23 protein-coding genes are annotated in these 19,549 nt (G+C 66.5%); 8 read left to right on the top strand and 15 right to left on the bottom strand.

Annotated elements, in window-relative coordinates:
* Positions 1-18: 18 nt before the first annotated feature.
* Entirely contained in the window at positions 19-396 is a 378-nt protein-coding gene (locus tag Q5H94_RS01865; protein ID WP_304559458.1) for a hypothetical protein, read from the top strand.
* The gene (locus Q5H94_RS01860; RefSeq protein WP_304559456.1) at positions 396-1,589 is read left to right on the top strand and encodes an SGNH/GDSL hydrolase family protein; all 1,194 of its coding nucleotides are present in this window, start codon (positions 396-398) and stop codon (positions 1,587-1,589) included. Before Q5H94_RS01865 ends, Q5H94_RS01860 begins: the two co-directional genes overlap by 1 nt.
* Positions 1,590-1,594: 5 nt before the next feature.
* Here Q5H94_RS01860 and Q5H94_RS01855 read toward each other — a convergent pair whose 3' ends face one another.
* The 4 genes from Q5H94_RS01855 to Q5H94_RS01840 form a co-directional block, all read right to left on the bottom strand.
* Positions 1,595-1,828 carry a hypothetical protein gene (locus Q5H94_RS01855; RefSeq protein ID WP_304559455.1) on the bottom strand — a complete coding sequence of 78 codons (234 nt, stop codon included), beginning with the start codon at positions 1,826-1,828 and terminating at the stop codon, positions 1,595-1,597.
* 478 nt (positions 1,829-2,306) lie between these two features.
* Positions 2,307-2,597: a hypothetical protein gene (locus tag Q5H94_RS01850; protein WP_304559454.1), complete on the bottom strand. Its 291-nt coding sequence runs from the start codon at positions 2,595-2,597 to the stop codon at positions 2,307-2,309.
* A gap of 706 nt (positions 2,598-3,303) precedes the next feature.
* Entirely contained in the window at positions 3,304-3,708 is a 405-nt protein-coding gene (locus Q5H94_RS01845; RefSeq protein WP_304559452.1) for a hypothetical protein, read from the bottom strand.
* Entirely contained in the window at positions 3,705-4,175 is a 471-nt protein-coding gene (locus tag Q5H94_RS01840) for a helix-turn-helix domain-containing protein (RefSeq protein ID WP_304559451.1), read from the bottom strand. The genes Q5H94_RS01845 and Q5H94_RS01840 overlap by 4 nt, the downstream gene beginning before the upstream one ends.
* 444 nt (positions 4,176-4,619) lie before the next feature.
* Here Q5H94_RS01840 and Q5H94_RS01835 point away from each other — a divergent pair, with 444 nt between their 5' ends.
* From Q5H94_RS01835 to Q5H94_RS01825, 3 genes are all read left to right on the top strand, one after another.
* On the top strand, positions 4,620-4,997 hold the full coding sequence (locus Q5H94_RS01835; protein WP_304559450.1) for a nuclear transport factor 2 family protein: 378 nt from the start codon (positions 4,620-4,622) through the stop codon (positions 4,995-4,997).
* Between the two features lie 118 nt (positions 4,998-5,115).
* Entirely contained in the window at positions 5,116-6,489 is a 1,374-nt protein-coding gene (locus tag Q5H94_RS01830) for an ABC transporter substrate-binding protein (RefSeq protein WP_304559449.1), read from the top strand.
* A 27-nt stretch (positions 6,490-6,516) separates the two neighbouring features.
* Positions 6,517-6,933 (top strand): DUF4112 domain-containing protein, encoded by a 417-nt coding sequence (locus tag Q5H94_RS01825; protein WP_304559746.1) that lies wholly within the window; start codon positions 6,517-6,519, stop codon positions 6,931-6,933.
* A 139-nt stretch (positions 6,934-7,072) separates the two neighbouring features.
* Here Q5H94_RS01825 and Q5H94_RS01820 read toward each other — a convergent pair whose 3' ends face one another.
* The 5 genes from Q5H94_RS01820 to Q5H94_RS01800 all read right to left on the bottom strand — a co-directional run bounded on the left by Q5H94_RS01820 (position 7,073) and on the right by Q5H94_RS01800 (position 10,541).
* Complete coding sequence (locus tag Q5H94_RS01820; RefSeq protein ID WP_304559448.1) at positions 7,073-7,783, bottom strand: ribonuclease T2 family protein; 711 nt, start codon at positions 7,781-7,783, stop codon at positions 7,073-7,075.
* A 2-nt stretch (positions 7,784-7,785) separates the two neighbouring features.
* Positions 7,786-8,232, bottom strand: a complete 447-nt coding sequence (locus Q5H94_RS01815; RefSeq protein ID WP_304559446.1) for a hypothetical protein — start codon at positions 8,230-8,232, stop codon at positions 7,786-7,788.
* 31 nt (positions 8,233-8,263) lie between these two features.
* Entirely contained in the window at positions 8,264-9,112 is an 849-nt protein-coding gene (gene nadC / locus Q5H94_RS01810; RefSeq protein ID WP_304559445.1) for a carboxylating nicotinate-nucleotide diphosphorylase, read from the bottom strand.
* A gap of 69 nt (positions 9,113-9,181) precedes the next feature.
* Positions 9,182-9,901 carry a hypothetical protein gene (locus Q5H94_RS01805; RefSeq protein ID WP_304559444.1) on the bottom strand — a complete coding sequence of 240 codons (720 nt, stop codon included), beginning with the start codon at positions 9,899-9,901 and terminating at the stop codon, positions 9,182-9,184.
* Positions 9,902-9,995: 94 nt separating this feature from the next.
* On the bottom strand, positions 9,996-10,541 hold the full coding sequence (locus Q5H94_RS01800; protein ID WP_304559442.1) for a 3'-5' exonuclease family protein: 546 nt from the start codon (positions 10,539-10,541) through the stop codon (positions 9,996-9,998).
* Between the two features lie 132 nt (positions 10,542-10,673).
* On the opposite strand from Q5H94_RS01800, the gene Q5H94_RS01795 reads away from it, so the two are divergent.
* A complete protein-coding gene (locus Q5H94_RS01795; RefSeq protein ID WP_304559440.1) occupies positions 10,674-12,464 on the top strand; it encodes a DUF885 domain-containing protein in 1,791 nt (596 codons plus the stop codon).
* Between the two features lies 1 nt (position 12,465).
* Positions 12,466-13,428 (top strand): phytanoyl-CoA dioxygenase family protein, encoded by a 963-nt coding sequence (locus Q5H94_RS01790; RefSeq protein WP_304559438.1) that lies wholly within the window; start codon positions 12,466-12,468, stop codon positions 13,426-13,428.
* 3 nt (positions 13,429-13,431) lie between these two features.
* On the opposite strand, the gene Q5H94_RS01785 is transcribed toward Q5H94_RS01790, so the two are convergent.
* Complete coding sequence (locus Q5H94_RS01785; RefSeq protein WP_304559437.1) at positions 13,432-13,629, bottom strand: hypothetical protein; 198 nt, start codon at positions 13,627-13,629, stop codon at positions 13,432-13,434.
* A 168-nt stretch (positions 13,630-13,797) separates the two neighbouring features.
* Between Q5H94_RS01785 and Q5H94_RS01780 the strand changes: the two genes are divergently transcribed.
* Positions 13,798-14,724, top strand: a complete 927-nt coding sequence (locus Q5H94_RS01780; RefSeq protein WP_304559436.1) for an alpha/beta fold hydrolase — start codon at positions 13,798-13,800, stop codon at positions 14,722-14,724.
* Between the two features lie 109 nt (positions 14,725-14,833).
* Here Q5H94_RS01780 and nadA read toward each other — a convergent pair whose 3' ends face one another.
* The 5 genes from nadA to Q5H94_RS01755 form a co-directional block, all read right to left on the bottom strand.
* Positions 14,834-15,853 (bottom strand): quinolinate synthase NadA, encoded by a 1,020-nt coding sequence (gene nadA, locus Q5H94_RS01775; protein WP_304559435.1) that lies wholly within the window; start codon positions 15,851-15,853, stop codon positions 14,834-14,836.
* A gap of 65 nt (positions 15,854-15,918) precedes the next feature.
* Positions 15,919-16,593, bottom strand: a complete 675-nt coding sequence (locus Q5H94_RS01770; RefSeq protein ID WP_304559434.1) for a hypothetical protein — start codon at positions 16,591-16,593, stop codon at positions 15,919-15,921.
* An 86-nt stretch (positions 16,594-16,679) separates the two neighbouring features.
* The gene (locus Q5H94_RS01765; protein ID WP_304559433.1) at positions 16,680-17,876 is read right to left on the bottom strand and encodes a Yip1 family protein; all 1,197 of its coding nucleotides are present in this window, start codon (positions 17,874-17,876) and stop codon (positions 16,680-16,682) included.
* A gap of 84 nt (positions 17,877-17,960) precedes the next feature.
* On the bottom strand, positions 17,961-18,686 hold the full coding sequence (locus Q5H94_RS01760; protein ID WP_304559432.1) for a DUF4230 domain-containing protein: 726 nt from the start codon (positions 18,684-18,686) through the stop codon (positions 17,961-17,963).
* Positions 18,679-19,533: an MBL fold metallo-hydrolase gene (locus tag Q5H94_RS01755; protein WP_304559745.1), complete on the bottom strand. Its 855-nt coding sequence runs from the start codon at positions 19,531-19,533 to the stop codon at positions 18,679-18,681. The genes Q5H94_RS01760 and Q5H94_RS01755 overlap by 8 nt, the downstream gene beginning before the upstream one ends.
* Positions 19,534-19,549 lie beyond the last annotated feature (16 nt).

The following is a 19,549-nucleotide window of genomic DNA, read 5'->3' as shown; positions in this document are numbered from 1 at the left end:
TCGAGACCGGAGAACGAAATGAAGAAGATTCTGCTCTGGGATCCGCGCTTCCCTGCACGTGACCCGTTGCGCCTGAATGTTGACGATGCTGTCGCGGGCGCGATGGTTCGTTCGGGCGCGGCCGCCCCGGCTGACCAGGCGGATGCCTCGCTCTACGCCGGGCCGGCGGTCAGCTCTGCATACCCGGTCGAGACCGCACTCGCTCATGGAGCAAGCGGCCAGCGCATCACGCACGTTACCGTGCCGCTTGCCGTCGCGCAGCTCGCTGAAGCGGCTGGGCTCGCTGCGCGCATTCCGATCACGCCGGTCGCGGCGCTAAACGCCATCGTCACACGGGACAACGGCGATTTCCTCATCAGCCCGATCGACGGGCAGCAGCTTATGGGAGCAAACTGATGCGCGTACTTTCACGGGATGACATTGCGGCCCTCGCCACGACCAAGCGCGTCACGCTTCCATTCGGCGCGAAGCAGAGCAATAGCGGCTATTTCACCGGAAACACCCTCGCCAGTATCATGCAGCGCACGCTCATTGCGCTCCCGGTGGCGACGACGCGCTGGCGGCTGCGCGTGTCGAACGTGGCAACGCTCGACAACACCAAGACGCCGGTCCCCGGACCTGTGACGTGGTCGGATATCTATGTCGGCGATCCGGTCTATCCGGCTGCCGGGCTATGGGCCGGCGTCATGGCGGCGGCGGGAGTGTCGGCTATCCCCGGCTTCGTCGGAGACGCGGCAGGCAACGAGACCATCACGCCTTGGGTCACCGATCCGGCGCTGCAGTTTGTCGCCGGCCAGCCTAAGGCGTTGTCATGGAAACAGAGCTTTGCCGTCGGGACGCAGCTGGTCGGTCGATCCTCCGCCAGCGGTGATGGCGGTGGCGGCGCGATCTGGTTCACCCCTGCGGCCGGTGCCGAATTCGCCGCAAATCCGGGCGCGGCGGGCGTGAACAACATCTATGGCGAGATGCGTATCGAATACGAGCTTGCCGTTCCGGTCGGGCTCGACACGAAGATCGGTCTGTGGATTACCGACAGCCTCGGTGAAGGCTACTCGAATCCCAAGGAGGGCATGGGCAACTTCGTTCACGAGACGACGCCCGGACAGGTGGCGATGCGCGAGGGCATCGCGATGGTGAACGCCAGTATCGGCACTTCGACGTTGGAGCAGTGGGCGACATTGCCGCTGACGGACCCGCGCTGGTCGTTTCTGGACCTGGCAACGACCGTTCCCGATTTTGCGGTCATCGGACCAGGCATCAATGACATCCAGCTGAATGGCCGCACCTTCGCGCAAATGCAGCCTTGGGTCGGCCAGCTTTGCGATCGCCTCCGGGGGCTCGGCATCAAAAAAATTTACGCGACCACGCTGATGCCGTGCAACCTCGCGGCGACGCCTGAAGGGTATCGCACCAGCTTCAATGCTTTCTTGCGAACGTGTCCGTTCGGCATCTCCGGGACGTTCGAATTCGCGAAGCTGATGGAGGTAGTCGGTGCGACCGCGACGGGCGACCCGGACTATTTCGTCACATATCCGCATCCGAAGAAGGCTGCGTACCAGCGCCTGGCGAGCGTCGCTAACTTGCGTTGAGTAAATCAGCGCGTCGCAGCATTATGGCGCGGCGCGCTGATTTCCATCACATGACAGGCAAAAGGGCTCGCCTTCGAGGACGGGATCTTCGCCGCACATCTGGCAGAGACCTGCTGCCGCCATGACCGCGTCACTTGTGCGCTGCCGCTGCCAAAATCCAGAGAGCCATACCCAGAGACTTTTTGCTGGGCGCTCTTGCGCGTTTCCGTGGAGGCGCCCGCCGCGAAGCGTAGAATCATGCATCGATATGGCCTTCTGACTTTTCGGCCTCAGTGTATCGATAAACTCACCTGCGCGCGCTTAAAAGATCTTGGTCGCCGAAAAAATTAGGATCGCCCAAAGCACCAGCGACGCCGGAGCCGCTAGTAAGATGCCGTGAGCACCAAGCGGATGGCGACGAGTGCGAGGTACATATGAATTGAGAGCGGTCGCGATTGGCGACACTGCGATAGGTGGCTTTGCCATTTGCTCTCTCCTACGACCGATTAACCGTTTCTCCCGGTGACAGTTCCATGCTTTCTACTTGGTTTGCAACGGCTTTTCTTGCGAGTGTGGCGTACCTTGAGAGCGCCGCAGCGTTGGCATCGAGAGACGGTAGTGCCTGCGCGCGCGGTTTCCTTGGTAATCCAGCGATGTACCGCGAACTGGCAGAGAAAAAGCATCCGTCGACCCCTGTCGCACCGCAGCGCCTCGAAGGTAGAATAGTTCCTGCCGGGATCAGCGGGTCGGGTCGAACCCAGGCTTCTCTGCAAGCGCAGCGTCGATCATAGCATTCCAATCACGGGCCGCTGTCACGCTTTCCCGGCCGCTCCCAAGCCATGCGGATCTCATCCCTTCAGTCGGTTCGCGCATCGCCTCGATAATGGCGCGCGATTCCGCAACATATACTTGCCAGCCGAGCCACGTCTGCCCGCTAGCGTGGCCTTCGCCGATGCAAACTTCATCCGGGTCTCGCCATTCGAGCTTGCAGATCTCGCGTGCGACCCGTTCGATCATCGTTTTAGGCATGATGACGCTCCCAAAATACTGGAAACACGGAAACCTATTGCATTGGCACCGACCGTGCGGATCTCACCGACTAATGGCGACCTCGTCGAAACCAGCGCCGCCAGCCGCGCCGCTTTCGATAGCCCTGATCTAAACCCTGACCCTGCGATGCGATTTGATGCCAGAGCATCGCACCACACAACCCAGCAAAAAGAATCAGGAAGCCTAGGAGCGCATACATCATACTGACGAAAATCCTGCTGCTCCCGGCGGCTAGAGCATAAGGCCGCGTGCTAGCCGCACAAGATGTGACGCGATAGCCTGGAATCGGTTGCGCCGCGTTCCATTTTCGTTCTCATCTGCTCGGCCATGCCGAACCCGCGCTCTCCAGCCCGAAACAGCAGCGATCTCCCGCTAGACGAAGCGGTAAGATACGCCACACACGTCAGGATCAGGTGCAGCCCGGCTTCGTGCTTCGAACCGTGCGGGCGGTCGGTGATCTGGCTGACATCCGATCTGTATGCCAAGCTGCCGCGTTGTCGGACCATCGGCGAATTCAAGGAGCGGCTGTACTGCAGCCGGTGCAAGCATCGCGGCTGGGTGACGATCGAGGCTGCTGGCCGAGATTAGCGCCGCGGCGTCAGCACGGACCACACTGCCAGCCAAGTGATGACGAACGGCAGCGGCAGCAGCATCGACGCGATCAGCGCGAGCGGGAGATGCGGCCTCAACGCACGTCGCCTAGATCGCCAGCGTCGATCTGGAAGTAGACGGCGAGCATGTCCCGGTCTTTCCGCTCGAGCAGCTCGGGCTCCCCCTCCCGCACGAACGTCGCCAGATATCCCGGCCGCCGGCGGATCATGCGGGAGAGTTCGGCGAGGCTGTTGCCCTTCGCGTTGGCGAGAGTCTGCAGCTTCTCTCGTGCCTGCTTCGGGGCAGCCGGGTGTGCCGGAGGCTTCCCGCCGTTGGTGAGGCCGATGCCCACCCTCCCCGCTGCCTTGCGGATCGTCTCGGCCGGCCGCCGCATAGCGGTCGTGATGACCGACATCGGCTTTCTCGCGCGCACCAGGCGCCGGAGCTGCTGATACTCGGCTTCAGTCCAGCCGTGCGGATCGATGTCGGCTTCGATCATTCGTTGATCACGCGGAGCTGCAGGAAATCCCCGCTCCGGATCGCGGCGGCGAGGAAACGAACAGCGACCTCACCTTGCGCAACAATCACGTTCGGGGCCCGCGCCATCTGGGCACCCGTGCGATCGCTGTGCATCCGCTTTACCTCGATGGCTACGTCATAATCCGGCAAGTGGAAGTCGAGCCGGTGAGACGTGCCTCCGCCTTGATCGGTCTCGTATCTTATCCCTGCATCAATCAGAGCGGCCTCTATCAGGCGCTCCATAGGGTCAGTGGTGCGTAATTCTGGCGCGGAGCCGGGCGGCTTGAGCGCCCGAACGGCAGCGGCGGTACGCGGCGCGATTTCGGCAACGCCGCGCTCCATCTGACCGATAAAATCCCGGCTCAGTCCGATCGCAGACGCAAGGGCCGCCTGGCTATAGCCAAGCGCCTTGCGTCGATCCCTCAACATCTGGCCGGTGAATTCCATTGCGACCTCCCGTAGGAGCCCCGGGTCGGGAGAGGGGTTTGGACCCCCTCTCCCTTAGTTCATCCGAGCTTTATCTCGATCTTCAGTGAGAGGTGGAACTTCACTTTGATCGACTTCAGCTTGAGGATGAACCAGTCGAAGATTGTCATCTTCGTCTCCCGGTTCTCCGGACCGGACCATCCGGCCCGGTGAGTTTTTTATACGCACTCAGTGCGTATTACGCAAGCGATTTCTTAGAATATTTCGACGTCTCGCATTCCAACAAACCAGCCAAGGCATTGATATGCAGTAGGGCAACAAACCAAGAAACTGTCGGACGATCTGCTGAAAACAAAGGCAGAAATCGGGACTTAAAATCCCTCGCCCATTGGGTGTGCGGGTTCGAGTCCCGCCGTCCGCACCAGCCTTGACGATACGGCAGGTCCGCGGCTTAGCGTCGCGGGCATGACCGCCGCCGCCAATCTCGCCATCCGCCTGCGCCGCGCCGCGTTCAACCGCGCGCTGGTGGAGGGCGATTTGCAGGCGATCGGCCCGATCCTCGCGCCCGACGCGGTGCTGGTGACGGGCAGCGACAGCGCGGTGCTGGCGGGCCGCAAGGCGCAATTGCTGGCGTGGAAGCGCGAGTTCGCCGCCGCCCCGCGCACGCTCTACGTCCGCACGCCCGAGCGGATCGTCGCGTCGCCTGTCGAACCGGTCGCGCTCGAACATGGCCGCTGGGCCGCGACCGGCGCGATGATCGCGAGCGGCGACTATAGCGCGAAGTGGCGCGAGACCGCCGGCGGATGGGTGATCGAGGCGGAGATCTACCTGACGCTGGCCTGAAGCGCGGTGGCGCCGGAGGCCGAGCGGTGGCAAGGTGCCCGCGATGCTCGCCCGCGCGCTCCCTCTCTGCCTGCTGCTAGTCCTTGCGGGGTGCAATTCCCGGTCCGATGCGGGTCCGGTGATCGTCAGCGCCATCGGCGGCTCCGCACATGCGGCGGACCCGTCGGCCGGGCGGCTCGACACGCCCGACCGGCTGATGCTCGACGCGACCGCGCAGGGCCTCGTGCGCTTCGACGCATCGGGCCAGATCGAGCCCGGCGTGGCCGAGCGCTGGACGGTGATCGACGGCGGCATGAGCTACATCTTCCGCCTGCGCGATGCCGAGTGGAGCGACGGCAAGCCGGTGACGGCGGGCGAGGTCGTGACGATCCTGCGCCGCCAGCTCGGCCGCGGATCGCGCAACGATCTGAAGCCCTTCCTCTCCGCGATCGAGGAGATCGTCGAGATGACGCCCGAGGTGATCGAGGTCCGCCTTTCGCGCCCGCGCCCCGATCTGCTCAAGCTGTTCGCGCAGCCCGAACTGGCGATCTTCCGCGTGCGGCCGCCGGGCGGCAGCGGGCCGTTCCGCAACGTCTCGACGCACGACCGCTTCGCGACGCTGCGCCCGGTGTTCGATCCGACCAAATCCGATGACGAGGATGCCGCCGAGCCGCCGCCAGAGGCGACCGTGCTGCTGATCGGCGAGCGGGCGTCGAAGGCGGTGCTGCGCTTCAAGGATCGCAAGTCGCACCTCGTGACGGGCGGCACCTTCGCCGACTGGCCGCTGGTCGCGCTGGCGGACCTGGCGCCGGCGAACGTGCGGCTCGATCCGGCGGCGGGGCTGTTCGGCTTTGCCGTTGCCGACCGTACCGGCTTCCTCGCCGATGCCGCGAACCGCACGGCCGTGGCGCAAGCGATCGACCGCGATGCGATCGTCGCGGCCTTCGCGCCGGGCTGGGCCGCGACGACGACGATCCTGCCCGAGCAGCTCGATTCGACCGCCGCGCCGGCGACGCCGGGCTGGGCGGGCGATGCAACCGCGATCGACGGCGCGGCGCAGGTGACCGCCTGGAAATCCGCTAATCCGGGGCCGCTCACCCTGCGCATCGCCCTACCCGCCGGGCCGGGCGCCACGATCCTCTACGGCCATGTCGGTGCCGCGCTGCTGCGGATCGGCATCACGCCCGTCCGCGTGCCGATCGGCGCCGATGCCGACTTGCGGCTGGTCGACGCGGTCGCGCCCTATGACAGCGCGCGCTGGTATCTCGGCACCGCGTGCCAGCCGTGCGGCACGGCGGCGCAGACCGCGATCGAGGCGGCACGCGACGCCCCTACCCTGTCCGAACGGTCGCGCCATCTGGCCGAGGCGGATGCGGCGATGGCGGCCGATGTCGCCTTCATTCCGGTCGCGCGGCCGCTGCGCTGGTCGCTGGTGTCGCTGCGGCTGAAGGCGTGGACGGGGAACTCGCGCGCGTGGCACCCGTTGAATAGGCTACGCGCCGACACCAATTGAGGTGACATGACCCAGCAAGCCACCCGCATGAAGCCAACGCCGCTTCACGATTTCGCCGCCGGTTACGCCGGTCGTGATGCCGCCGCCGTGCGCAAGCGGATCGAGGCGCTCGAGCATGTGCTGGAGGGTTTGTTCAAGATCCCCGGCATCAATTACAAGATCGGTCTCGACGTGATCCTCGATCTCGTGCCGGTCGGTGGCGACGTGATCGGCGCGGCGATGGGCGCGTACATGGTGTGGGAAGCGCGCAACCTCGGCATGTCCAAGACGCAGATGGCGCGGATGTTCGGCAATGTCGGCATCGACTTTCTGCTCGGCGCGATCCCGTGGATCGGCGCGATCCCGGATGCGATGTTCCGCTCCAACACGCGCAATTTGAAGATCATCAAGCGCCACCTCGACAAGCATTATCCCGCGACGGCGGTGGTCGAGAACGGGCGCTGAGAAGAAGACATTTTTCTCGCACGAAGGCACAAAGACGCAAAGGGTTGGCTGATCGAGACGGCGGCGTCTTGGAGCCAGAATCCGCGCGCTTCGCGCGCGATATCCCTTCTTCGTGGCTTTGTGCGAAATCCCCTTCTTTCTAGCGCCGCCCGCGCCAGATCTTGAGCGTCGCGTTGGCTGCGGCCCCGCCGGAATTGGGCTTGCAGCGTTCATAGGCGAAGCTCTTGTCGAGGCAGAGCCAGAGTTCGTCGAGCCAGCCGCGCTTGTTGACCGTCACGCGGATCGCCTCGGCGGGTAGCCCCGGATTGGCGCGCGCAAAAGCGGCCGCGAATTGCCCGGCGTTGAGCGGCCGGCGCGAGAGCGCGTCCATGTCGGGATAGCGCAGCTTCGCGTAGAGGCCGGTCGATTTCGCGAAATAGGCGGCGGGCGTGGTCTGCATACAGGTGCCGTGCTTCGACCACTCGTGCTGGATCAACTGCGCCGAGGGCGTCGAACAAAGGTGCTGCTTGATGAGTGCCGCCGGCAGGATCGGCGTCGCCGCGCAATATTGCGGCCATTCCGCGCCCATCCCGTCAGGCCACAGGCCGTGCAGCGTGAACCCGAAGCGGTTGCCGCCCCCGCATTCCATGCTCGCCGCCTTGTCGCGCTTGTGCGCCACGCAATATTCGGGCGCCCAGGTGAGCGCGAGCGTGTAGCTGCCGATCGGCAGGTTGCGCGCGGGCTCGCTCGCCGAGGGGAGATCGGGGTGCGGGCGCGGCACGCTGTTCGGAATCACGCATTGCAGCGCCTGCGCGTGCGCCGTCCCGGCGGCGGTGAGCGCCAGAAATGCTGCGGTCGCAGAGCGCAGCATTCTCACAGGACGTGGCCGCCCTGATCGGGCTTCTTCTCGCCGAACCACACTTCGGTATCGGGCTTGAAGAGTTGATAGACGGCGATGAGGTTCAGCACCCACGCCACGACCGTGACCACGCCCGCGATCCCGCTCGGGAAGGTCTTGCCGATGATCTGAAACAGCAGGCCGAGCACGCCGAGCACGAAGAACACAGTGATGATCCACTTGGCGACGACGCTGTGCTTGCGTGCGGCGAGGAACCACAGCAGCAGCGAAATACCGACGCCGATCGCCAGCGAGATGATCATGACCGTCGCGCCGAAACCGGCGCCGAACTTGTCGGCATTGGGCTGCGCCGCCATCTGCGCCATCAACGTGTTCCAGGAGAGCGCAGTGTTGAGCACGCCCAGCACCAGCGCACCGAGATAGCAGCGTTCGAACCAGACGATCGAAACCGGACGTTCCATGATACCCTCCCGAGAATATTCCGCAGCTTAGTCAGTCGGCCGCCTTGAAGTCGAGCCCGATATCCGCCGCCGGGGCAGACTGGGTGAGCCGCCCGACGCTGACATAGGTGACGCCCGTCTCCGCAATGGCGCGGATGGTGTCGAGCCGCACGCCGCCCGACGCCTCGGTCGGCACGCGCCCGCCGACGAGCGTGACGGCACCGCGCAGCGTCGGCGGGGTCATGTTGTCGAGCAGCAGGTGCGTCGCCCCCGCCGCCAGCGCGGGTTCGATCTGATCGACCGAATCGACCTCGACGATGATCGACGCGATGCCCGCAGCCTTCGCGCGCCGCACCGCCTCGCCGATGTCGCCCGCGACGGCGATGTGATTGTCCTTGATCATCGCCGCATCCCACAGGCCCATGCGGTGATTGGTCGCGCCGCCCATGCGCGTGGCGTACTTCTCCAGCACGCGCAGGCCGGGAATGGTTTTCCGCGTGTCGAGCAGCGTCGCGCCGGTGCCGCGGATCTTGTCGACATAGCCGCGCGTCATCGTCGCGATGCCGGAGAGGTGCTGCACGGTGTTGAGCGCCGAGCGTTCGGCGGTGAGCATCGCGCGCGCCGCGCCCTCGATCCGCATCACGTCGGTGCCGGCGGCGACGCGCTGGCCGTCCTCGACCAACCGCTCGATCTTCACCTTCGGGTCGAGCGCGCGGAAGAATGCCTCGGCGATGGGGAGCCCGGCCACGACGATCGCGTCGCGGCTATCCATCACGCCGGTGAAGCGCGCATCCGCCGGGATGACGGCGGCGGCGGTGATGTCCCCCGCCTCCCCCATATCCTCCGCCAGCGTCGCGGCGACGAAGGCGTGGAGATCGAATCGGTCGAGCTGGAAGGTCATGGGAGGCTCATTCTGCGACGTGTCCGTCGCGCCCTTGCCCGATCCGCGGCGTGCGCGACAGCCCGAAGTTCAGGCTTTCTTGCCAATCGCCAGATCGTAGCTCGCGGCGCTGGGCTTGCCGGCCTTCGCGGTCAGCCCGCTGGTGTCGCAGGACGCAACGACCTTCATCGCGATGTCGCCGCCGGATGCGCTGCGTTCGGCCGCGAGCTCCTGGTATTTGTCGTAGCTTTTCTTCGTCACGAACTCGGAGACCGCGGGCGTCGAGGCCTCGCGTTTGATGAGCGTGACGTGGCCGACATAGGTCTTGGCCGCGCCGCCGAAACTGGAGAGCGGCACCGTGAAGCTGGCGGTGGGCGCGTCGGGATCGCCCGAGAGACTGCACTTCGCGACGGCGATTCCCGCGACCGCGCCCGCAGCGAGGCGGCCGGCCGGGATCGTCCCGCGCGGCGATGGGGCGAGGCCGCAGCCTTGCGCGGCGCTGCGGCCGTTGGTCGCGCCGGTGCCCTTGGTGTTGATGGCGTGTGCGGCAATCGTCGGGACGCCACCGGTATCGGCCACCGCGAAGTCGTACCCGTCATCGTCGCTGTCGCGATCGGCGAAGGCCACCGTCGCCGTCCCCGAGAGCGAAAATCCCTCGCCTTCGCGCAGCTCCGAGCAGGATGCGAGCCCGGTGGCGAAGTTGGAGGACAGCCACGCCTTCTGTTTCACGGCGGCGCGATCGAGTTGCGCGTTGGACAGCGCGGGCGCGATCAGGATGGCGGCAGTGGCCGCGAACGCGATTGCTCTCATCAGTTCCTCCCCGAGTCGGCGTTTTGCCGTTTCCCTAGCGAAACGACATAGCACGAGCGCGGGACGCGCGCTATTTCAGACCGGGTCGGCCCGATCAGGCGCTCTTGCGCGACAGCAGACGCAGCGTCAGCGCAAGGCGGCTGGCGTCGTCGCGGGCGACGTGTTCCTCGGGCAGCAATTGTTTCGCGCGATCGAGCGCGGCGACCACATCCGCGCGCGAGACTTTCTGTGCCGCGAGCAATTCGCCGAGATAGCGGATCGCGAACGGCACCGGCGCACGGCACGCCTGCGCCAGCGTTTCGAGCCAGTAGGCGTCGAGATCGCAATCGGCATAGACGTCGACGCCCGCCGCCTCCGCCGCCAGTTCGCGCAGCACCTGTTCGGCGGGCTGGCCATATTCGGCGAGCATGTCGCGGCTGATGCCGTGCAGCGCCTCGGCCTCGTCGGACCAGTCCCAATCCTGCCATTCGGGCGCCATGCGGATCAGCCAGCTTCGTGTCGATCCGTCGAGCTTCGCCAGCGCGACCTCGATCGGGAAGGATTCGCCATATTCGGGCAGGCAGGAGGCTTCGAAATCGATGATGGCGATGCGTGGCGCCGATCCGCGCGGGGTCTGTCGAGCGGGCACCGAACTGGCCAAGCCGTCACCTCCTGCAGGCAGTCTGCGCGGAAATAACAAATCTGTCACGCATTTGGTTGCGGCGCAGCATCCCTTGCCAGCGGCGGCGGCTCCGATAGGGTCGGCGGCAAAACCGGCCGAGAGGGGAAAACCATGCGCCGCCTAGCCATATTGCTGCTTGCCACCGCCCTGGTGCCCGGCCCCGTATCCGCGAAGTTCGTTCTGGCGAAAGTGGCTAAACCATCCACTGCGCACGAGAAATTCGCCGCGCTCTCGCAGCGGTACCTCGACGGTATCAGCACCTACGCGCCGACCTTCGCCACCGCGCTCGGCGATCATCGCGGCGACGATCGCCTGCCCGACGTCTCCGCCAAGGGCCGTGCCGCGCAGGTCGCCGAGGTAAAGGCGATGCTGGCTGCGCTCGGCCGGATCGACCGCGCGAAGCTGTCGCGTGAGGATCAGGTCGATGCCGCGCTGCTCGACAACGAGTTGCGGTACGAGATCTGGCAGAACGACGTGCTGCGCAACTGGTCGTGGGATATCCAGATCTACAACGATGCGGCGGGCGGCGCGCTCTACAGCCTCGCCGCGCGCGATTTCGCGCCGTGGCCGCAGCGATTGGCGGCGGCGACCACGCGGATGGAGGCGATGCCCGCATTCCTGGCGCAGGCGCGCGCGGCGATCGTGCCCGCGAAGGTGCCGGAGATCTACGCCACCACCGTCGCCAAGCAGAACGGCGGGGTCGTCGAGATCGCCGAGGGGATGCTCGCGCCGCATGCCTCCGAGCTCGACGGGCCCGCGAAGGCGCGCTTCGATGCGGCGCTGGCGGGGTTGAAGGCGGCGGTGGCCGAGCATCAGACGTGGCTCGACAAGACGCTCGTGCCGCAGGCGAAGGGCGAGCTGCGGCTCGGCGCGAAACTCTATGACGAGAAGGTGAAGTTCGCGCTCGTCGGCAGCCTGACCCGCGCCGAGATCAAGGCGCGCGCGACTGCCGAGGTGACGAAGGTGCGCGCGCAGATGTACCAGCTTGCGCGCAAACTGCTCGATCAGCGGCCGGGTGCCTCTCCCCTGCCCATCCTGCCGCCGAGCCCGGAGATGCAGCAGGCGACGATCGAGACCGCGCTGGGCCTCAGCTACACGCAGCGCCCGCCACGCTCCGGCCTGATGGACAAGGCCAAGGAGACGCTCGCCAGCGCGACCGAGTTCGTGCGCGCCAAGGGGCTGGTGACGATGCCCGATGCGCCGGTGCGGATCATCACCATGCCCAAGTTCCAGCAGGGCGTCGCCGTCGCTTACGACGATCCGCCGGGGCCGCTGGAGAAGGGGCTACAGAATTTCTACGCGATCTCCCCCATTCCCGACGACTGGACCGACGCGCAGGCGACCTCGTTCCTGTCGGAATACAACAATTACATGATTCACGACCTCAGCATCCACGAAGCGATGCCGGGCCATTACCTCCAGCTGTTCCACGCCAATGCCAACAAATCGGTGCTGCGCGCGGTGCTGATGTCGGGGCCGTTCGTCGAAGGCTGGGCGGTCTATGCCGAGGGCATGATGGCCGATGCCGATTATCTGAACGGCGATCCGCTGTTCAAGCTGACGGTGCTGAAGATGCGGCTGCGCTCGATCACCAATTCGCTGCTCGATATCGGCATCCATACCGAGGGCATGACGCGCGAGCAGGCGATGAAGCTGATGATGCACACCGCCTTCCAGCAGGAGCGCGAGGCAGCGGGCAAATGGACGCGCGCGAGCCTGGGGTCGACGCAGTTGCTGAGCTATTTCACCGGCTATTCCGAGCATATGGCGCTGCGTGAGGAAGCGAAGAAGCGGCAGGGCGCGACGTTCGACCTCAAGACCTATAACGACGCGGTGCTGGCGCACGGATCGCCGCCCGCGCGCTTCGTGCGGCAGTTGATGTTCGGGTTGCCGATCCGCTGACATGAGCGAGGTGCGGGGTCTGGAGGATTTCTGGGCGCGCCGCACCGGCCGCGCGCCGCCTGGCCCGCTGACGATGGCGGAGCGCATCCTGCTCGACGCGCGCGGGCTCGGGCTCGAACAGGTACTGACGTATCTGCGCGACTGGCCGGATTTCGCGACGTTCGCGGCGTGGATCGCTGCGACCGCCGGGCCGCCCGATGCGGAGCGGATCGCGCGCTATCACGCCTGGCTGGCGGGCGATCCGGTGCCGGAGGCGACGCGCGTACGGCTGGCGGCGATCGACGCGATGCCGCCGGTGCTGGACGCGGACGAGATCGCGCATTGGGAGGCGCACGGCTATGTCATCCTGCGCGGCGCGATCGGGCGCGGGGAAGCCGCAGCGGCGGCCGAGTTGCTGTGGCGCGTGGCGGGGGCCGATCCGGGCGATCCCGCGACATGGCACGGTCAGCGCAACAACGGCATCATGGTGCAGCATTTCTGCGACCCCGCACTCGACATCGCACGCTATTCCCCGCGCGTTCACAAGGCGTTCGCGCAGCTCTGGGGCCGCAGCGACCTGTGGAGCATCGTCGATCGGATGAGCTTCAGCGCGCCGCCCGCGCCAGGGCGGCCGTGGCAGGGGCCGTTGCTGCATTGGGACGTGAGCCTCGCCCTGCCCATCCCCTTCGCGACGCAGGGCATCCTCTATCTGACCGACACCGCCGCCGATCAGGGCGCAACGCAGGTCGTGCCCGGCTTCCACCACCGCATCGAGGCGTGGCTGAAGGGGCTGGGCGATGCCGATCCGCGCGCGGTCGATCTCAGCGCGGAAGGCGTGACGATTCCCGCCGGCGCGGGCGACCTCGTCATCTGGCGGCAGGATCTGCCGCACGGCGCCAGCCCGAACCGCGCCGCGCGGCCGCGACTGGCGCAATATGTCAATATGTACCCGGCCGATCTGGAGACCAACCCGGAGTGGCGGTAAGCCTCAGACCGGCTTCGCACCGGGCGTGCCGCACTTGGCGAATTTGCCGTTCAGCTTGCAGCGCGCGGCCGGCTTCGGCGCGGCGGGCGGGCATTTGATGAACTTGCCCTTCGCGTCCTTGCAGGGCGCGGCGATCGCGGGCGCCGAACCGGCGAGGACCGCGAGCGCGGCAGCGGCGACGACGAATTTGGTGCGGAACATCCCTAGCTTCTCCGTGCCGGTGAGTCGGCTTGCGAGACGCTACGCCCGGCACATCCCCGCTGCAATTCGGCAAACCCCCGTTCTGAGGCGAATGGGATCGCAGACGTAACGAATCCGTGCCATGCTCCGCACATCGGCCGAGTCCCCGGCTATCGGAAGCCCCTGATCATGCGACACTTTACCGCGCTTACCGTTGCAGTGGCGGCGGCGTTGACGCTCGCATCCCCGGCACGTGCCGAAGTGCTGCCCTTCCCGGCGGCGTTCAAGACGCAGACCGTGGAGACCAACGGGACGAAGCTGTTCGTGCGCGTCGGCGGTCAGGGGCCCGCGGTCGTGCTGCTGCACGGCTATGGCGAGACCGGCGATATGTGGGCGCCGCTTGCAGCCGCCTTGATGCGCGAACACACGGTTATCGTGCCCGATCTGCGGGGCATGGGCCTCTCGGATCATCCGGCCACCGGGTATGACAAGGTGACGCAGGGCCGCGACATCGCGGGTATCCTCGCGACGTTGCATGTCGATCGCTACGCGCTCGTCACGCACGATATCGGCAACATGGTCGGCTTCGCGCTGGCGACGCAACAGCCCGATCGGGTGACGAAATTCGCGCTGCTCGACGCGCCGGTGCCGGGCGTCGGGCCGTGGGAGGAGATCCTCAAGAACCCGCTGCTGTGGCACTTCCGCTTCGGCGGGCCCGATATGGAACGGCTCGTCGCGGGGCGCGAGCGCATCTATCTCGATCGCTTCTGGAACGAGTTCTCCGCCGATCCCAAGCGTTTCGACGAGGCGTCGCGCCAGCATTACGCGAAACTCTATGCTCTCCCCGGTGCGATGCATTCGGGCTTCGCGCAGTTCGCGGCGTTCGATCAGGATGCGGTCGACAATCGCGCCTGGCTGGCGGGCGGCCACAAGCTGACGATGCCGGTGTTGGCGATCGGCGGCGCGAAGTCGTTCGGGCCGACGATGGCGGCGGTCATGCGCTCCGCCGCGTCGAACGTGACCGAAGGCGTGATCCCGGATTCGGGGCATTGGCTGATGGAAGAACAGCCCGCTGCGACGGTCGCGATGGTGAAGGGGTTTCTCGACGCGAAATGAGGGGCCGACATGGGTGAAGCCCATGTCGTCGGACGCGGGCTTCGCCCGCGCCGGCCGGCCTTGCGGAGTGCGATTTAGCTTTCGCCAAACCGTCTCTCCGCTGGCGGGCTCAATCCCCCTTTTGGGGATCGCCGCCGATCGCCTTCATCGGCCCCAGATCGCCCAGGCCGACCGTGCCGCTCGCCATTTCCAGCATCCGGTCTAGGCTCTTCTTGGCGCGTAGCCGCAGCCCCTCCTCTATCTCCACGCGCGGGGTGAGGTCGCGCAGCGCGAGGTAGAGTTTCTCCAGCGTGTTGAGCGCCATGTACGGGCAGATGTTGCAGTTACAATTGCCGTCCGCACCCGGTGCCCCGATGAAGTTCTTGAGCGGCGCGGCCTTTTCCATCTGGTGGATGATGTGCGGCTCGGTCGCGACGATCAGCGTGTCGCCGGGCAGCTCGTTCGCGAAGGCGAGGATGCCGCTGGTCGAGCCGACATAATCGGCATGGTCGAGGATATAGGGCGGACATTCCGGGTGCGCGGCGATCGGCGCGCCGGGATGCTGGAGCTGGAGCTTCAACAGCTCGGTTTCGCTGAACGCCTCATGGACGATGCACACGCCCGGCCACAGCAGCAGGTCGCGCCCCGTTTTCCGTGCGAGATAGCCGCCGAGGTTCTTGTCGGGGCCGAAGATGATCTTCTGCTCCTTGGGGATCTGCGCGAGGATCTTCTCCGCCGAGGACGAGGTGACGATGACGTCGCTGAGCGCCTTCACCTCGGTCGAGCAGTTGATATAAGTCAGCGCGACGTGATCGGGGTGCGCCGCGCGGAACGCCGCGAACTGCTCGGGCGGGCACGAATCCTCGAGGCTGCAGCCGGCGTCCATGTCTGGCAGCACGACGATCTTCTGCGGCGACAGGATCTTCGCCGTCTCCGCCATGAAGCGCACGCCGCAAAAGGCGATGACGTCGGCATCCGTCGCCGCCGCCTTTTTGGAAAGATCGAGGCTGTCGCCGACGAAATCGGCGAGATCCTGGATCTCGGGCTTCTGGTAATAATGCGCGAGGATGACCGCGTTGCGTTCCTTGCGCAGCCGGTCGATCTCGGCGCGAAGATCCAGGCCTTTCAGATCCTGCGTCTGGACGGTCATCTCGAACAATCTCCCTCGACAGCGGCAGATAGGGATGCGCGCGGGCTTTGTCAGCCGGGAACACGCTATCGCCGCACGGTAAGCCCGAGCGATACGCCGTGCGGCGCGACGCCGTCGAGATATCGGCCGTAAGCGACATCGACATCCATGCGTCCGCCGCCCGGAGTCCAGCGCAGGCCGACCTGCTGTCCCGCCGGGCCGCTGTCGTGCGCGAAGACCTCGGCCATCGCGGTCAGCGTATTGCACAGGGTCGTCTCGACCTGCGCGCCCGCAAACGCCTGATAGCCGGCGCTCCGCGTCCAATCCGCGCCGATATTGACGTTGAAGCGCAGCCGTCCGGCGGGGATGGTGAAGGGCGCGACCAGCGAAGCCGCCGCCAGCCGCCCGCGACCGGCATCGAGCGCGGCGGTCGCGTGCAGCGCGATGCCGAGCCCGCGCTTCTCGTCGCGCACGTTCCATTTCGGCGACAGGGCGATCTGCGTCTCCTGCATACGGCCATCCCAGCCGTGGCTGGCGTAGCCGCCGATTTCGAGGTTCGGCCAGCGCGCGCGCGTGCAGGCCGGGCCGGTGACGGCGACGCCCGCACCGCCGCGATACAGCGTGGCCCAGTTCTCGACATGGCAGGTGCCCGGCGTCTCGACCGCCGAATCGTCGACGACATGCTCGACGCCCGAGGCCCAGGCGGGCGTCGCGTAGACGAGCGCCGCGAGACACGCGGCGGTTCCCTGCCTGCCGATCATGCGCGTCCCCCCAGCCGATAGCGTGCGGGCGGCGGTGCCCGCCGCCGCCGCTTATGCCGCGCTCGTGTCGCTTTTGTTTCGGGTGCTTATTTCGCCATGCCTTCGAGCCGCGCCATGTCGATCGTGGCGACCGCCTGCTTGAGCGTGTCGATGTTGGGCGCGGAGCCTTCGGCGGCGACGATGAAGCGGCTGCCGACCATCGTCGTGAACTTGCCGTGGCTGTCGCTGTTGTCCCATTCCTCGGAAACCATGCGGCCGCCGACCATCTGGGTCTTTTCATAGCCCGTGGCGGTGGTCTTGCTCGACTGGACGTTGAGCGCGCCGCCGAGCGTGGCGAGCGCACCCATCGCATTGGCGTCGGTGACGCTCAGCTTGAACGACTTGTCGCCCAGCGTGTATTCGCCCTCGGCATTGCTGCCGCCGATGCCGGCGGCGCTGCCGCCCTGGCTGGAAACCGTCGTGCGCGTGAAGCCCGCGACCGAGGCGGGCAGCATCGACTGCAGCGCATCGGGCGAGACCGCCGGAACGGCCGCGCCGCCCTTGTTCGCGGCCTCCATCTGCTGCGCGGTGGCCTGCAGTTTCTGCGTGGCGGCTTCCATCTTGGCGGTGTCGATCGTACCGACGCCGGGGACAGTGATGCTGCCGCCGCTGGTGGATGTCGAGGCGAGCGCCGAGGCCATCATCAGCGGCGCGGCGATGAGGCCGACCAGCAGGCCGACGACGAAATTGACGACGATCGCCGCAATGATCGTCACGACGACATAGCCGACCGCCTTGTCTGCCGGCACCTTCATCAGCAGCGGCAGGCCGACCCAGAACAGATACAGGCTGTAGAGCGCCGCCAGAATCCCGAGGATCGCGAGCATCGGGATGATCCCGAAGACGCCGCCGAGATAGCTGGCGGTGGCGGCGAAGGCCGCGACCTTGGTCGCCTGCACCGGGTTCTTCTGGCCGTTGAAGCTGGGTGCGAGCGCATCGATGACCAGCGACAGCACGAAGACGCCAAGCACGCTCAGCGCGTAACCAAGCACTGCGGTGACGATCGCGCCGACGAGCGGCGGACGATAGGAGAAGCCGAGCGCACCGATCCCGAACACCTGCCCGCCGATCAGCAACGCGACCGGCCCGATGGCGGCGAGCGGAAGCACCCAGCCGGTGAAGATCGACTTGACCGTCATCGGCTCGACATCGATCGCAGGCCATTCGACTTTGGGCTGCAAAAGCAGACGCTTGATCCGATCGACCATGCCGTTCGTGCCGCTGCCTGGTACTTGGCTCGCCATTACATCAACTCCCCCTGTTCGTTGCCGGATTATAGACCACAATCCGAGTCGCGATAGGAAAAGTTCGTCATTGCTTGGGCGCGTCTAGCGGCTCGCGGCGAGGATCTCGGCGATCGATTTGCTGCGGTCCCATTGTTCGTCGTTGCGGACCGCCTCGCCCTTGAACCGCACACGCACTGTCGCGTCGAGCCCGGCGGCGCGCAACGGGCGCTGGTAGAGATCGGCGATCGCGACGCGGGCATTGTCGCGCGCGCGGGCGATGTTGCTGGGCGTCGCCGCCGCGCTGCGCGCCGCCTGCGTGGCGTGCGTCGAGGCGCGCTGGCGCAGGCGCGTCATCGCGCCGCGCGTCACCAGCAGGCCGGTGGTCTGGTCGAGCGTCGCGCGGCCCTCATCGACGTTGACGCTATCGACGCGGACGTCGGGCGGGTTGACGATCAGCGTGCGCGTCTTTGCGTCCCAGAAGAAATCGCCGCGATCGAGCTTCGACAGATCGACGAAATAATCCGCCTCGAACGGCGCCTTGAACACCAGCCCCGACGCCAGCATCCCGCCCCACCCGGCATCGGCGGAGGTCGCCTGCACGGTGCCGGTCAGCTTGCTGACGCGCAGATCGACCGCGCTGTCGAGCCGGGCGTCGACCACTTTCGAGATGGCGACGCCGTCCTCCTCGCGCGTGACGGTGTAGTCGACGGTGTAGTGGCGGTAGACGACATAGGCCGCGAGGCCGATCCCGGTCAGCAACCCCAGCGCGATCAGAACGGCGACCGCAGGCCACAGCCACGCCGGCGGCCTTCCGGCCGGTTCAGGCATAGGACCAGACATCGCCCGTTTCCGCGACGATGCCGCGATTGCGCAGATCGACGAGGTGCGCCAGCACCGATCGCCCGGCGGCGGGGAACAGCCGCTCGTCCAGCCCCGCATACATGCGCTCGACCAGCGCCGGGATGGTGCGCGCCTCCTCGCGCAACAGGCGCAGGATCTGCCCCTCGCGCTGCTTGCGGTGGCCCATCATGCCGCGCACCAGCCGGCGAGGGCTTTCGACCGGATCGCCGTGCGCGGGATAATAGACGCGGTCGTCGCGCGCCATCAGCCGCTCCAGGCTCGCCATATAGTCGGCCATGTCGCCGTCCGGCGGCGCGACGACGCTGGTCGACCAGCCCATCACATGATCGCCGGTGAACAGCGCGCCCGCCTCCGGCAGCGCGAAGCAGAGGTGGTTGGACGTGTGGCCCGGCGTATGCACCGCCGTCAGCGTCCAGCCCTCCCCGCTGACGGACTCGCCGTCGGCGAGGATGCGATCGGGTACGTAATCCACGTCGAAGCCCGCCTCCAGCCGCGGGCCGGTATCGCTGAGGACGAGCGGCGCGCAGCCGACGATCGGCGCGCCGGTCCGCTCCGCCAGCGGGCGCGAGCCGGGGCTGTGATCGCGGTGGGTATGGGTGATGACGATGGCGGAAATCGGCCGCCCCGCCGCCGCCGCGACGATCGCGTCGATATGTTCGGGCGTGTCGGGGCCCGGATCGATCACGGCGAGATCGGTCGTGCCGATCAGGTGCGTCTGCGTGCCGGTATAGGTGAAGGGCGACGGATTGGGCGCCAGCACCCGCACGACCAGCGGATCGACCTGTTGCGGAATACCGGTCTGTTGTTCGCTCATGCCGGTCGATGTGGCG

The sequence above is a fragment of the Sphingomonas immobilis genome, assembly GCF_030580995.1.
GTDB classification, from domain to species: Bacteria; Pseudomonadota; Alphaproteobacteria; order Sphingomonadales; family Sphingomonadaceae; genus Sphingomonas; species Sphingomonas immobilis.
Note: the sequence above shows the minus strand (reverse complement) of the source record. Positions and strands in the feature narration are given on the sequence as shown.